At 33.2% G+C, this 14,399-nt stretch carries 12 protein-coding genes; 5 read left to right on the plus strand and 7 right to left on the minus strand.

What is annotated here, in order from left to right; all coding sequences use genetic code 11:
• The first annotated feature begins 58 nt into the window (after window positions 1–58).
• Window positions 59–1,888, plus strand: a complete 1,830-nt coding sequence (locus ABDW27_RS07685; RefSeq protein ID WP_343695363.1) for an ABC transporter ATP-binding protein — start codon at window positions 59–61, stop codon at window positions 1,886–1,888.
• Window positions 1,889–2,018: 130 nt separating this feature from the next.
• The gene (locus tag ABDW27_RS07690) at window positions 2,019–2,720 is read left to right on the plus strand and encodes a hypothetical protein (RefSeq protein ID WP_343695364.1); all 702 of its coding nucleotides are present in this window, start codon (window positions 2,019–2,021) and stop codon (window positions 2,718–2,720) included.
• Window positions 2,721–2,890: 170 nt separating this feature from the next.
• On the opposite strand, the gene ABDW27_RS07695 is transcribed toward ABDW27_RS07690, so the two are convergent.
• Genes ABDW27_RS07695 through ABDW27_RS07710 form a run of 4 tightly spaced genes read right to left on the minus strand, consistent with a single transcriptional unit; the run spans window position 2,891 to window position 8,443 of the window.
• Window positions 2,891–3,610, minus strand: coding sequence for a hypothetical protein (locus tag ABDW27_RS07695; protein WP_343695365.1), 720 nt, complete (start codon window positions 3,608–3,610; stop codon window positions 2,891–2,893).
• Between the two features lie 29 nt (window positions 3,611–3,639).
• Window positions 3,640–4,287 (minus strand): hypothetical protein, encoded by a 648-nt coding sequence (locus ABDW27_RS07700; RefSeq protein WP_343695366.1) that lies wholly within the window; start codon window positions 4,285–4,287, stop codon window positions 3,640–3,642.
• A complete protein-coding gene (locus ABDW27_RS07705; protein WP_343695367.1) occupies window positions 4,284–6,749 on the minus strand; it encodes a carboxypeptidase-like regulatory domain-containing protein in 2,466 nt (821 codons plus the stop codon). The genes ABDW27_RS07700 and ABDW27_RS07705 overlap by 4 nt, the downstream gene beginning before the upstream one ends.
• 11 nt (window positions 6,750–6,760) lie before the next feature.
• Window positions 6,761–8,443: a M23 family metallopeptidase gene (locus ABDW27_RS07710; protein WP_343695368.1), complete on the minus strand. Its 1,683-nt coding sequence runs from the start codon at window positions 8,441–8,443 to the stop codon at window positions 6,761–6,763.
• Window positions 8,444–8,622: 179 nt separating this feature from the next.
• Here ABDW27_RS07710 and ABDW27_RS07715 point away from each other — a divergent pair, with 179 nt between their 5' ends.
• The 3 genes from ABDW27_RS07715 to rny all read left to right on the plus strand — a co-directional run bounded on the left by ABDW27_RS07715 (window position 8,623) and on the right by rny (window position 10,982).
• A complete protein-coding gene (locus tag ABDW27_RS07715; protein WP_057124074.1) occupies window positions 8,623–8,913 on the plus strand; it encodes a hypothetical protein in 291 nt (96 codons plus the stop codon).
• Between the two features lie 6 nt (window positions 8,914–8,919).
• Window positions 8,920–9,213 (plus strand): cell division protein ZapA, encoded by a 294-nt coding sequence (locus ABDW27_RS07720; RefSeq protein WP_343695369.1) that lies wholly within the window; start codon window positions 8,920–8,922, stop codon window positions 9,211–9,213.
• A gap of 209 nt (window positions 9,214–9,422) precedes the next feature.
• Complete coding sequence (gene rny / locus ABDW27_RS07725; RefSeq protein WP_343695370.1) at window positions 9,423–10,982, plus strand: ribonuclease Y; 1,560 nt, start codon at window positions 9,423–9,425, stop codon at window positions 10,980–10,982.
• Window positions 10,983–11,037: 55 nt separating this feature from the next.
• Here rny and ABDW27_RS07730 read toward each other — a convergent pair whose 3' ends face one another.
• The 3 genes from ABDW27_RS07730 to ABDW27_RS07740 all read right to left on the minus strand — a co-directional run bounded on the left by ABDW27_RS07730 (window position 11,038) and on the right by ABDW27_RS07740 (window position 14,249).
• The gene (locus tag ABDW27_RS07730; RefSeq protein ID WP_343695371.1) at window positions 11,038–12,558 is read right to left on the minus strand and encodes a PAS domain-containing protein; all 1,521 of its coding nucleotides are present in this window, start codon (window positions 12,556–12,558) and stop codon (window positions 11,038–11,040) included.
• Window positions 12,559–12,697: 139 nt separating this feature from the next.
• The gene (gene xerD / locus ABDW27_RS07735; RefSeq protein WP_343695716.1) at window positions 12,698–13,594 is read right to left on the minus strand and encodes a site-specific tyrosine recombinase XerD; all 897 of its coding nucleotides are present in this window, start codon (window positions 13,592–13,594) and stop codon (window positions 12,698–12,700) included.
• A gap of 79 nt (window positions 13,595–13,673) precedes the next feature.
• Window positions 13,674–14,249: a porin family protein gene (locus tag ABDW27_RS07740; protein WP_343695372.1), complete on the minus strand. Its 576-nt coding sequence runs from the start codon at window positions 14,247–14,249 to the stop codon at window positions 13,674–13,676.
• Window positions 14,250–14,399: the final 150 nt, after the last annotated feature.

Here is a 14,399-nt window from a genome sequence, read left to right on the forward strand (position 1 = left end):
TATTCCTAAACTCGAAAGAGTTATACCAAAACAAAAAAAATAATATTCAAAAAATTAAATGAGTAATTACAAAAAAATAATTCCTTTTATATACCCTTATAAAAGATACGCATTCTTAAACATCTTTTTTAATGTTTTGTATGCACTTTTCAGCACACTTTCATTCATGGCATTAATTCCAATGCTGCAGGTTTTATTCGGCAAAAGCAAGAAATTGACAACCATGCCTGCTTATGAAGGAATCACCCACATAAAAGAATACGGAGAAAACTATCTCAACTATTACATCACAAAAAATAATGATCCGAACAATCCCGGGTTTATACTTTCGGTAATGGTTGGCATAATTATTTCTATCTTCTTATTGAAAAATTTAGCCGATTATCTGGCTATGTTTTTCATCAACTTTTTAAGAAATGGAGTTTTAAGAGATATGCGAAATGCATTATACAAAAAAACCTTAGAACTGCCTTTAGCGTTTTATTCTGAAAAAAGAAAAGGCGATGTTATTTCCAGAATTGCCGGAGATGTAAACGAGGTCCAAACTTCCTTTTTAGCTATTTTAGAGCTTATTGTTAAAGAGCCTTTGACCATTGTATTTACGATAATCGCCATGTTAATTATCAGTGCTAAATTAACATTGTTTGTTTTTGTTTTTATTCCGGTTTCAGGATACATTATTTCTTTAATTGGGAAACAGCTTAAAAAGCAATCTACAAAAGCACAGGAAGAACAAGGTACGTTCTTATCTACTATTGAAGAAACTATAGGCGGATTAAAAGTTGTAAAAGGATATAACGCTGAAAATTATTTCAATACTGTTTTCAGAAACTCTACAGATCGTTTTTTCAATTTATCAAACAGTATTGGAAACCGTCAAAACTTAGCCTCTCCAGCCAGTGAGTTTATGGGAATCACGGTTATTGCGATCCTACTTTGGTACGGAGGACAAATGGTTTTAATCGACAAAACTTTAGAAGGAGCGTCGTTTATTGCCTATATGGGATTAGCTTATAATATCCTGACTCCGGCAAAAGCAATTTCTAAAGCTTCTTATGGAGTAAAAAGAGGAAATGCTGCCGCTGAACGTGTCTTAGAAATTTTAGATCAGGAAAACACAATTGTTTCAAAAGAAAATGCAATCGAAAAAACAACTTTTGATAACAACATTAGTGTTCAGAATATCAACTTTAAATATGAAGATGAAAATGTTTTAAAAGATTTTTCTCTTCAAATCAAAAAAGGACAGACCGTTGCTCTTGTTGGACAATCTGGAAGTGGAAAAAGTACTATTGCGAATTTATTGACTCGTTTTTATGATGTAAACGAAGGTACAATTTCTATTGACGGAATCAATATCAAAGACATGAGTCTACATTCTCTTCGAGGTTTGATGGCATTAGTAACACAGGATATTATTTTATTTAATGATACTATTAAAGCAAACATTGCACTAGGAAAACTTGACGCAACCGATGACGAAATTATCGAAGCGTTAAAAATTGCCAATGCTTATGAGTTTGTGAAAGATCTACCACAAGGAATCTATTCTAATATTGGAGACAGTGGAAGCAAACTTTCAGGTGGTCAGAGACAACGTTTGTCTATTGCCAGAGCAGTATTGAAAAATCCTCCAATTATGATTTTGGATGAAGCAACTTCTGCATTAGATACCGAAAGTGAAAAATTTGTTCAGATTGCTCTTGAAAATATGATGCAAAACAGAACTTCGATAGTTATTGCTCACCGTCTTTCTACCATCCAAAAAGCTGATGTGATTGTGGTGATGCAAAAAGGAAGAATTGTTGAGCAAGGAAGACATGACGAATTAATTGCCCTTAACGGCACTTACAACAAACTTGTAACCATGCAGTCTTTCGAATCATAAGACACAACATATACCCAAATAATCAACACAGATTAAGGAAATATTAAAACTCCGTTTAATTTCTTTAATCTGTGTTTTATTTTATAACTTTAGGTTAGTTAAAGATTAAAATCATTAATTCTTTCCGAAAATGTATCTTAACAACCCCAACATCAAACTGCCAGACGACCCTGATACTATTGTTTGGAAATATCTCGACTTATCTAAATTTCTGGATTTACTGCTTTCAAAAAAACTTTTCATGTCCAGGTCTGATAAATTTGAAGATCAATACGAAGGCACTTTTAGCGAACCTACTTATGAAGAGATTAAAAAACTAGCCGTAGATAATCCGGAGTTTTTAAATTACTACAAAACGCATCGCGAAAAAGTAGCCATTAGCAGCTGGCATATTAACGAATATGAATCTTTTGCTATGTGGCAGATTTTCACAAAAAACAACGAAGGATTAGCCATTCAGTCTACAATTGGAAGACTTCAAAAAGCCGTAAAACCAGAAAGCAACTTTGACCAGTATATTGGCGAAGTCAACTATATTGATTACAAAAAAGAATATATTCCGTTTGATGATTTGTTTTTTCCCTTTTTATTTAAACGAAAAAGCTTTCAGTATGAACGTGAAGTCCGAATTCTTACTGACACTTCAAAAAACGATATTAAATTAAATGACGGAATAAAAATAAATGTCGACATCAATCAGCTGATTGAAAAGATTTATATTCATCCCAAATCTGAAAACTGGTACAAAAAACTGGTTATCGAATTGGTTGAAAGATTAGATTTTGGCTTCGAAATCGAAAAATCAGATCTTGAAAGTGATATATTGATTTGAGAGGTGCTAAGATTCTAAGTTTTCATTTTTCGCATAAAGAAAGCCTGTTAAAAATTGTATTTTTAACAGGCTTTCTTCTATTTATCTTAAAGTTAAAAAAATCTTTTTAATCCTTTTAATCTGTGGCAAGAGAAAAAACTTAGAGTCTTAGCACCTTAGCATCAGAACCTCTAAATAGGCTTATAATTCTTCACTTCCCATTTTTTAGACGCTAAGTCAATATAATTGTAGTGTAAAACATCATTTTTATCAAACTGACCGTTTTGGTTCGTATCTTCAATAGTTCTAAAATACAAACGGTTTTTAGATTCGATTAAATTCCAGTCTACCAATTCCTGTAAATCGGCAGAAATTTTCGTAAAGTTTTCTCCGCTGATATCACTTAAATACAAAGTTTTAATATCACTGGTATCAATTTTACCATCTTTGTTTGTATCAGAATCTGTTAAAGTATAAACCATGATTTTATTTTTGGTTTTATCGGCAACAGTTTTTAAATACGTCGCTGTTAAAATCAAAACAGGTTTATCTGATAAGGCATGAATTGAATCAGAATCTGTTTTTTGAAATTTCAGGTTTTGAAGATATCCCGTAATTTCATATTCGCCTAAATTCGAAATTGTAAAACTCACATCGTTTACACTCGAAGAGCCATAACGCGCTTTTGAACCTCTTTCAAAAACCCTTAAATCGCCAACAGGATGAATTAAATAATCTGTTCCTTCCATTTGAATAGGCAGATCAGCAATTTCAATTTGAGTAGAATCTGCTTTTGTAACACTTACTTTGTTTGACACATCGTAACTTACTTTTGGTTTTTGAACTTCTTCTCGGCAGCTAATTAAGGTTCCGATAACGGCTAAGGCTATATAGGCAGTGTACTTTTTCATCGACAAATTATATTCAATTATCAAATATACTATTTTTGATTGTAATTTTGGTTTTTATTGAATTTTACTAGTGCGAAGATATTTAAAACCACTATTCCGAAGTAAGCAAAAAATAAAATCCAATTCTTTTTATATAAAGCCAAATCATGTTGTAACTTTCTTTTTCGTGCTTGCTCTAAGAAATATTCCCTATTAACTTCTTCATAAGAACACTTAAAGGCAACTATTCTTTTTAAATCTTTTTTAGGTTTAGGCTTTGGCATCATGAAAACCAAAAAATCATTGTCATTTTGAATGAATATAGGCATTTTTTCTATTGCAAAAAAGTCTAAAACCTTAATGTATACTTCATAACTCATTTCATTTCCCAAATGAATTTTAATACCATTTATAGTATCATGTTCTCGTTTCATTTTTCTTAATGCAAGCTGAAGATCATTCAATTTTGTTTTTTCTAAATCTTCAGTATTATTTAAAACAAATACATGATAATTTCTTTTGATTACTAAAAGCGCTTTTTTCTGATTAGAATCTGGCAAACTTATATCTATACTATGATAAACCTTAAAAGCCTCAACTCTATAAAAATGGTACAAACAAAACAATGGAATCAAAACCAAAGAAATCATCCCCGGAACGTAAAAAAGTTTTTTTCTCTTTTTACGCTTTTCGATCATAATCTCGCATTCAGTTTTATATTAAAAACTCTGGAAGTCATATAATTTGGAATCGCATATTGATTTTTAGAATACACATCGCGAACCCAGGTATTAGTAATCGCATTTTGATTATTGAAAAGATTGAAAATTTCTAAACCTACAGCTAATTCTTTAAAATTTTTCAGCCAGCTTGTTTTAGAGCTTTGCGTGCTGCTGTCAACAAAAACTTTAGCAAAACCAATATCTGCTCTTCTGTAATCATTTAAGCGATTTTGGTATAAATACGGATCAGAATAAGCAGGTGAACCACCCGGAAGTCCTGTATTATAAACTAAATTCAAATATACTTTTACACTCGGAATATTTGGCATATAATCCTGAAAAAGCATTGCAAATTTCAAACGCTGATCTGTTGGGCGGGCAATATACCCTTTGTTTTCGTAATTTTCTTCTGTTTTCAAATATCCAAAACTTACCCACGATTCAGTTCCCGGCACAAATTCACCATTCAATCTAAAATCAAGTCCCTGCGCATATGCTTTGGCATTATTATTAGCCACATATCTAATTCTGACATTGTCTATTGAATAAACATTTACATCCGAAAGTGATTTATAATAAATTTCCGTAACCCATTTAAAAGGACGGTTCCACATTTTAAAATTATAATCATTCCCCAAAACGACATGAACAGCTTCCTGTGCCTTTACATTCGGATTTACAACTCCATCCAGATCACGAAGCTCTCTGTAAAATGGAGGCTGATGGTACAATCCGCCGGAAATCCTGAAAACCATATCACGATCCCAATCCGGTTTTATAGCAAACTGTGCTCGCGGACTCACTACAGTCTGATTTTTTCCCTCTTCTGCAGCTCCGGAAACCTGCCAGCTTTGAAAACGAGCTCCGATGTGGTACCAAATCTGACTTGACCCAAGCATTGACTGTTTATTCCATTGAGCATAACCCGAATATCTGTTAATTGTATTGAAATTTGTCGCGCGAATATCCTGATATGGCAAAAGCGGTCCGGTATACGGTGAATACGGCTGATTATTTTCCGGAAGAATAACCAAAGGCGGATTTATTGAAAATCCTGCAGAATCGATTACTTCCCACTCTACTACTCTGTCCCTGATAGATTCTCTGGTATATTTTAATCCAAACTCAAGCTGACTTTCTTTCCAGTCTTTCGTTCCTTTAATTTCCATATTGGCAATTAAAGCATCAAGATCGTTTCGGGCGTGATTCAATTGAGAACCAATTCCTCTTGTAAAATCAATGTTAGATGCATCGTTTGGATTTTCGGTATCGACATTTCCTAAACGATATTGAGCCAAAATATCAAAATGTTCTTTTTCAGTAGTATGAAATAAAGAACCTATCAATTTTAAAGTTAAGGTTGGCAAAACTTTATATGTGGTTTTTAAAGCTCCAAAATAAGTATCATATTGATCTTTTTCCTGTCCTTCATAATAAACGGCAAGCGCCATTGGCTGATCGATTGTCCCAAATTTAGTTTCGCGGGTTAAAGGCTGATACAAATATTTGTTCTGCGAAATATTTCCCAAAAAGCTAATCTGCCATTTTTTAGAAATATCATAATTAATATTCGTTTGAATATCTGCAAAAGTTGGCGTGTAATTCGTCTGCGTATCCTGACTGTTTACCAATAAACTGTTATTTCGATAACGAACTCCGGTTACGGCAGACCATTTTTTATTTTTTGAAACTAAATCTGCAGAAGCACTTCCACCTAAAAAACTGGCTTCCAAAGAAGCACCAAACTGCGTTGGTTTTCTATACGTAATATCTAAAACCGAAGATAATTTATCTCCAAACTTTGCCTGAAAACCTCCAGCCGAAAAATCGACATTCTGAACCAAATCTGTATTCGTGAAACTTAATCCTTCTTGTTGACCTGAACGAATTAAAAACGGACGATATACTTCGACTTCGTTTACATACACTAAGTTTTCATCATAATTTCCGCCTCGAACGGCATATTGAGTGCTAAGTTCATTGTTTGAGTTTACTCCGGGAAGGGTTTTTAGAATATTTTCGATCCCGGCATTTGCTCCCGGAATCTTTTTTATGGTGGCAACGTCAACATTTGTAATTCCCTGAACTCTTTTTCGGTTTCGGGATGAAACAAAAACCTCTCCCATTTGTTCCTGAGAATTGTTCATTACAGGATTAAAAACAAAAACTTCATCTGGTTTTAAAGTTACCGTGAGGCTGATCATTTTTAAAGAAATATGGGTAAAAATAATCGAAGCTTTTTTATTGGAAACCACATCGATTTCAAAAAAACCATTTGCATCAGACTGCACAGCATTTTTGCCCGAAGTAATATTGACATTTGAAACAGGATGCTTTTCATTATCTAAAATAATACCTTTAACATGAGCATTTTGAGCCAATGAAATACAACTAAAGCACAGAAAAAGTAAAGCGAGTATTAACCTGTTTTTATTCAAAGATTTGGATTTTATTTTTGTTGACTTCTAAAAAAATGAGTTTCAAAGATAGTAGAATTTCCTACATTATCAACAACTTCAATTTTTAAAAAGTTTTCACCCTCAGTCAAATACTGATCGTCAAAAGTATGGGTGATTTTTCTGTTTTTGTTTTCATATTCAAATAAAACCCAGCTTCCGTTTAAGTAGCCGTTATAAGATTTAATTCCTGATAAAGAATCTCCAATAGTAAATTCAATTTTTTTCTGATCGCTGATCCATTTCCCTTCAACCGGTTTTGTAATTTTTATAACCGGAGCAATTGTATCGAGAACTAAGCCGTATTGCCCTAAGACTTTAGCTTTTGCAGTAAAAACATCCCCTTTTCTAATGGTTCCGTTATAACTTGTTCCTTTTCCGATATAAAGTTTATCGCGTAAGGATTCAGGATAAAGGGTATCTTTTATCGTAATTGTAAAATTCGAATGTACCGGAACTGTATCATCGTGAATATAAACTTTGTTATTTTTTACATCAAAATTCATATTGAAATCTTCGTAAAAAGTACCAGCCGGAAAGAAAACAGACATATTATCTTTCTCAAAATTTGAATCGCGGTTATAACGAACAAAATATTTAGATGTAACCGGTTCTGATGGCACAATCGGAGTTTCTGTATCATATTCAATTGGAACTGTAATCGAATTTTGATTGCCAAAATAATCCGAAACTTCAATTCTGTAAGTCGATGCCAGATTAGGTTCAGGCGTAATTATACCACGAAGCGAATCCGTTTTAATAATACTTAAAGCAAAAGGCGTTTTCATAAAAAGTTTCTGAACTCGCTGACTTGTTTTTTTATATCTCGGATAATCAATAAAGGCGTTAATGAAACGCATTTCATCAAATGAATACGTATTAAACTGATAATTATAATTCTGATTTCCGTTTAAAAAAGTCGACACATTAAAAACACCATTTTTATTAAAAGAAACATCATCAGTATCAACGGCATTGATTCCAAAACCAATTTTTCCGTTTGCTTTTACTTTTGCAGCGAGATATGTTCCGTCTTTTTGAAGTGTCATGTTAACCAGCAAAGGCTGTTTAGACTGGTTGACCGTCGCATTATCTAATGGATATACATATAAACTTGACAAAGTTGGCTTTTTGGTATCTTTAATATTTTGGTCAAAGCCAAAGAAAATTGGATTGATGACAAATTCTGTTTTAGTATCGCGAATTTCAAAATGCAAATGAGGTCCTTCTGAAGATCCTGTATTTCCGGAAAGCGCTATAAGCTGTCCTTTTGTAACGGGAAGTTCATCTGGTTTTGGAAACATTTCTATTTCGTAAGCTTTTTGCTCATAATGTGTTTTTTTTACATAATCCTGAATTGGCCCAACTGTGGTCTGCAAATGACCGTAAACAGAAGTATAACCATTTGGATGCGTGATGTAAATACATTTTCCGTTTCCGAAAGTAGAAATTTTAATTCTTGACACATATCCGTCTGCAATCGCATAAACATTCAATCCTTCTTTTTGATTTGTTTTTAAGTCAAAACCTGCATGAAAATGGTTTGGTCTTAATTCACCAAAATTCCCCGATAACTGCATTGGAATATCAAGCGGCGGGCGGAAATAATCTTTAGGATATTGTGTCTGGGCGAATAAAAAAGGAGATAATAATAGGGCAAGTACAGTAAATTTCATAAAAAACATTTTTGCTAAGATAAAAAATTAACAGGTAAAAACCGAAGAAAAACCTACAAAAACACAATTAATTGAATTTCATTTGTTTGTCTATTTTTAATGCAAAAAAATCGAGAAAAAATTGCATTAATAAAAAGGAATACTAACTTTGTATGATTAAGTAATGAATAGGATTTATAATGAGTGTAATTGCCGAAATAATTGATACTCTTGAATATAAAGTCGAAAAGCTTTTTGAAAAGTCAAAAGGCCTGGAGAAAAACAATCAGGATTTACGATTAGAATTAGCCAAAGCCGTGCAAATTATCCAGAAACAATCTGAAGAAATGGAAGCTTTGAAAAAGCAATATGAAACACTTAAGATAGCCAATTCGTTGCTTGGCAGCGACAATAACAAGAGAGAGACAAAGCTTAAAATAAATTCATTAATCCGCGAAATTGATTACTGTATAGCGCAACTTTCAGATTAGAAAAATATGGACGGAAAGCTTAGAATTAAAATATCAATTGCCGACCGAGTTTATCCTTTAACGGTTGAACCAAGTCAGGAAGAAGGGCTTAGAAGCGCTTCAAAAAAAATTGATGCTATGATTAAGCAGTTCGAAGAAAGCTACGCAGTTCGTGATAAACAAGATGTATTGGCCATGTGCGCCCTGCAATTTGCATCGCAAGTGGAACAAAAACAAATTGACAACGCAATCGATGGCGAAGAAACTATCGAAAGAATTAAAAGATTAAATACGCTTTTAGATCAATATCTCGAAAATTAAACGTTCTTTACATAAACTAAGATACTGCCTACATTAGTTCACAATTGGTAAACTCAACACTAACAATTTAGAATGAGCAAATCGTCGCTACTATAGTATGCCCTCCATTTGGCTGGGAAACTTGAACAGTGAGTTAGCTCAAAACTTGTCTTTACGAGTTTATACAAGCAATTAATGTAGGCTTTTTTTATATATAAACCCTAACAAACATGGACATCATAACGATCATTATTGGTATTGTAGGTATTGCGGCAGGTTTTGCAATAGCTAAAATTATCGAGAAAAGTAATATTTCTAACTTAATCAAAAATGCTAAAAAAGAAGCAGCTTCAATTTTAAAAGATGCTAATTTAGAAGCCGAAAATATTAAAAAAGATAAAATTCTTCAGGCAAAAGAACGTTTTATCGAATTAAAATCTGAACACGAACAAGTTATTTTGGCACGCGATAAAAAAGTAGCCGAAGTAGAAAAGCGTGTGCGCGATAAAGAATCTCAGGTTTCTAACGAACTTTCTAAAGCTAAAAAAGTAAACGACGAGTTTGAAGCTAAAACTGCTGAATACAACAACAAAATCGAAGTTTTAGACAAAAAACAAGCGGAAGTTGATAAATTACACAAAAGCCAGTTACAACAGCTTGAAGTAATTTCAGGTCTTTCTGCAGAAGAAGCGAAAGAACAATTAGTAGAAGGCTTAAAAGCCGAAGCTAAAAGCAAAGCTATGTCTCACATTCAGGAAACTATTGAAGAGGCCAAACTTACTGCACAGCAGGAAGCTAAAAAAATCATTATCAATACCATTCAGCGTGTTGGAACTGAAGAAGCAGTTGAGAACTGCGTTTCTGTTTTCAACATTGAATCTGACGATGTAAAAGGACGTATTATTGGTCGTGAAGGTCGTAATATTAGAGCTCTTGAAGCTGCAACCGGAGTTGAAATCATTGTTGATGATACGCCGGAAGCTATTATTCTTTCTTGTTTTGATCCTGTTCGTAGAGAAATTGCCCGTTTGTCTTTACATAAATTAGTTACTGACGGACGTATTCACCCAGCTCGTATCGAAGAAGTTGTGGCTAAAACAGCTAAACAAATCGATGATGAAATTATCGAAGTTGGAAAACGTACTGTAATTGACTTAGGTATTCACGGTTTACACCCAGAATTAATTAAAGTGGTAGGTAGAATGAAATACCGTTCTTCTTACGGACAAAACTTATTACAACACTCGAGAGAGGTTTCTAAACTTTGCGGTATCATGGCGGCTGAATTAGGCTTAAATGTAAAACTAGCAAAAAGAGCTGGTTTACTTCATGATATTGGAAAAGTGCCGGATACAGAAAGTGATCTACCACACGCATTATTAGGTATGCAGTGGGCTGAAAAATATGGCGAGAAAGATGAAGTATGTAACGCTATTGGAGCGCACCACGACGAGATTGAAATGAAATCATTATTATCTCCAATCGTTCAGGTTTGTGATGCTATTTCCGGAGCAAGACCAGGTGCAAGACGTCAGGTTCTGGATTCATATATCCAGCGTTTGAAAGATCTTGAAGATGTTGCTTACGGGTTCAGCGGAGTTAAAAATGCTTATGCAATTCAGGCTGGTAGAGAACTTCGTGTAATTGTAGAAAGTGAAAAAGTTTCTGATGATAACGCTGCAAACCTTTCATTTGAAATTTCACAAAAAATTCAAACTGAAATGACTTATCCGGGACAGGTAAAAGTAACGGTAATTAGAGAGACAAGAGCGGTAAATATTGCGAAATAATTCTCAAAATATTAAACAATAAAAAAGGCTGTCGTTTGACGGCCTTTTTTATTGTTTAAAGATCATTAAAAACGATTTTAAAGCTCGTACCTACTCCAACTTCACTTTCTACCGAAACCGTTCCTTTCATGGCTTCAATTTGATTTTTGGTAATATACAAGCCAATTCCGCGTGCATCTTCGTGTTTATGAAACGTTTTATACATTCCGAATAATAAATCGCCATATACCTTCAAATCGATCCCCAAGCCATTATCTGTAATTTTTAACGATTTGTAACCCTCAGGTTCAATTCCAAAATCAAAAACAATAACCGGTTCACGATCCGGATGTGCATATTTTATAGCATTGGTTGTAAAATTCAACAGCACACTTTCCAGATAAGCCGGATTAAAATTAATCGTTAAATACTGCGGAACATTATTTATGATCGTTATTTTTTTATGGTTATCATACCCTTTAATTGTCGAAATAGTTTTTTCGATATATTCACAAAGCTTAAGCGGAACAACGGCTATATTAATATTACTCTGCGTTTTTACTATTTGAGTTAAATTTGAAATTGTTTCATTCAAATCATTTGAAACAGTTCGCAAATGTTCCAGCATTTCTGTTACCGTTTCTTTATCACCATCAGCATCTATAAAATCCAGAATTGACTTTATGTTTCCTGCCTGCGTATTTAGATTATGCGAAACAATATGCGAAAAATTCAGCAGTCGGCTATTTTGATCGCTATACAATTTCATTGTTTTCAAAAGTTCCAGTTCTTTTTCCTTTTGAGCCGAAATGTCGGTATGAGTTCCTATTACACGCAGCGGCTTACCATTTTCATCGCGTTTAATCACTTTTCCTCTGTCCAAAATCCACTTATAATTTCCACTGGATGTCATTACACGATGGTAATTTTCGTAATATGGAATTTTATTGTCAAAATGTTCTCTAATATCTGAATAATATTTTGGGAGATCATCCGGATGCACGATTTTATCCCATCGTTCCGGATCATCAAAAATATCCGCTGATTCTAATTCTAAGATTTTTAACGAAAGTGAAGAATAAAAAACATTATTGGTCACCATATCCCAATCCCAAATTCCAACGGTAGAAGCATCGAGTGCAAACTGAAAACGTTCTTCGGATATACGAAGCTTTTCTTCTTTGTCTTTTAATTCGGTGATATCCGAAATATGACCAAAAAAACTCACTCTTCCATCTGCCGATAATTCTGTTCTGGCCGAAACTTTAAACCAGCGAAGTCCTTTTTTGGGAAGAACAGCTCTAAATTCTAATTGCCAGGGTTTAATTTCCTTACGCGCATTTACTAAGGACTGAAAAAAAAGTTCCCTGTCCTGTTCAAAAATCCTGTCGTAAATTGTAAACTTTATGTTGTCGGTAAAATCTCTGTTTGAAAGTTCAAAAATTTCATCAGCTGATTTACTTACTAAAGGAAAGGTATATTGATTATCATTGTCGATAATAAATTGAAAAAGCAAATCTGGCATTTCGGCAAATAATTTTTTATAAAAATTGTTCACCTCTAAGCAATCCTCATTACTGTATAAGTCAAAAACCATATGCCCGCTATTTGAGTAAATAATATTTTATTGGATATGAGAAAACCCTCTAAATTCTTTTAATTTACTTCCATTCTATACAAATGTAATACCAAGTTAAAACTTTTTGCTTTAAAAATGCAGGCTCTGCCTAAAAAAATTACTTTCGTGGATGATAAGAATGCATTACTTCTTTAAGGAAACTTCTGTCTAAATGCACATAAATTTCTGTAGTTGTAATCGATTCATGCCCCAGCATTAACTGAATAGATCTTAAATCGGCACCATTTTCCAGTAAATGTGTTGCAAAAGAATGGCGTAATGTATGCGGACTGATATTTTTATGCAAACCAATTTTTACAGCGAGATCTTTAATAATGGTAAAAATCATAGCACGTGTTAACTGATTTCCTCTGCGGTTTAAGAACAAAGTATCTTCGCAGCCCTTTTTTATAGTAAGATGAACCCGAATTTCATCTCTATAAATCTGCATATATTTTTGAGTCAGTTTACCAATTGGCACAAAACGTTCTTTATTTCCCTTTCCGGTAATTTTAATAAAACCTTCGTCAAAGAATAAATCTGATATTTTGAGCGTAACCAATTCCGAAACCCTAAGACCGCAGCCATAAAGTGTTTCTAAAATCGCGCGATTTCTCTCTCCTTCATTACTGCTTAAATCTATCGCCGCTATAAGCGCATCAATATCTTTTACAGATAATGTATCCGGTAATTTTCTTCCTGTTTTAGGGCTTTCTATAAGTTCTAAAGGGCTGTCATTTCGATAATCTTCAAAAATTAAATAATTAAAAAAACTCTTCAAGCCAGAAATTATACGAGCCTGCGAACGCGGATTTACTTCTTTTGAAACTGAATATATAAACTGCTGAACGGTTTCATCTGTAATTTTTATAGGAGAAACATCAATTTGATTGGTTTCCAAAAAAAGACGCAAACGCTCAATATCAAAGCTATAGTTCTCAATTGTATTTTTAGACAAGCCTCTTTCAATTCGCAGATACGATTGATAGTCTTTTATATAATTATTCCATTTCATATTTACAAAGTAAAACATTTTTGAGCATAAAAAAACCTTCCGTTTCTGGAAGGCTTTCGAATATATTTTAAAATTCAGATTAAAATTTATATGCAGCAGTTAAAGCTAAAACACTATTTTTTGGACTATCTAAATAAGCATCGATATCATCTGTATCATAATCTCCAACATTAGACAAACCAACTGTATAACGCAGACCTACAGAAAAATTATCTGTAAAATAATATCCTGCTCCAAAATTAAAACCTAAATCAGTAGATTTGTACGAATCTTTTATATCATTGCCATCTCTTTTAGCAGAAACTAAAAATCCTAATTGAGGTCCACCTTCTACATAAAATTGTTTTACAATATAAAATTTTGCTAACACAGGGATGTTGATGTAATTTAATTTATAATCAATATCGCGATTACTTCCGTTAACATCAAACGATGCTCCTTGTGTTGAAAATAAAAGTTCTGGCTGAATAGATAGTCTTTCAATAATCTTTATTTCTGCAAAACCACCAATCTGAAAACCTATTAATGCATTTGAGTCATTATCTCCACTAAAATTTGTGATATTAAGACCTCCTTTTACTCCAAATCTTGTTTGCTGTGCATTTGCAAAGCCAAATGCCAAAATAGCAATTGCTGTTAAAATAACTTTCTTCATTGTAAATTCGTTTTGGGTTAAATTTTAATAATCAAATATAAAAATATTCTTCATAAAAACTAATTTGGAATTTAACAAATAAAATAGTAATAAGCGTATAAATTGTTAAATCAACGTCAAAAAGACTTTAAGTACAAACTAAAAAAACAA

The organism is Flavobacterium sp., from assembly GCF_039595935.1.
Lineage (GTDB): Bacteria > Bacteroidota > Bacteroidia > Flavobacteriales > Flavobacteriaceae > Flavobacterium.

Coding starts and splice junctions, on each gene's coding strand:
- ABDW27_RS07685 (WP_343695363.1), top strand. CDS start 59: ATGAGTAATTACAAAAAAATAATTCCTTTTATATACCCTTATAAAAGA.
- ABDW27_RS07690 (WP_343695364.1), top strand. CDS start 2,019: ATGTATCTTAACAACCCCAACATCAAACTGCCAGACGACCCTGATACT.
- ABDW27_RS07695 (WP_343695365.1), bottom strand. CDS start 3,610: ATGAAAAAGTACACTGCCTATATAGCCTTAGCCGTTATCGGAACCTTA.
- ABDW27_RS07700 (WP_343695366.1), bottom strand. CDS start 4,287: ATGATCGAAAAGCGTAAAAAGAGAAAAAAACTTTTTTACGTTCCGGGG.
- ABDW27_RS07710 (WP_343695368.1), bottom strand. CDS start 8,443: ATGAAATTTACTGTACTTGCCCTATTATTATCTCCTTTTTTATTCGCC.
- ABDW27_RS07715 (WP_057124074.1), top strand. CDS start 8,623: ATGAGTGTAATTGCCGAAATAATTGATACTCTTGAATATAAAGTCGAA.
- ABDW27_RS07720 (WP_343695369.1), top strand. CDS start 8,920: ATGGACGGAAAGCTTAGAATTAAAATATCAATTGCCGACCGAGTTTAT.
- rny (WP_343695370.1), top strand. CDS start 9,423: ATGGACATCATAACGATCATTATTGGTATTGTAGGTATTGCGGCAGGT.
- ABDW27_RS07730 (WP_343695371.1), bottom strand. CDS start 12,558: ATGGTTTTTGACTTATACAGTAATGAGGATTGCTTAGAGGTGAACAAT.
- xerD (WP_343695716.1), bottom strand. CDS start 13,594: ATGAAATGGAATAATTATATAAAAGACTATCAATCGTATCTGCGAATT.
- ABDW27_RS07740 (WP_343695372.1), bottom strand. CDS start 14,249: ATGAAGAAAGTTATTTTAACAGCAATTGCTATTTTGGCATTTGGCTTT.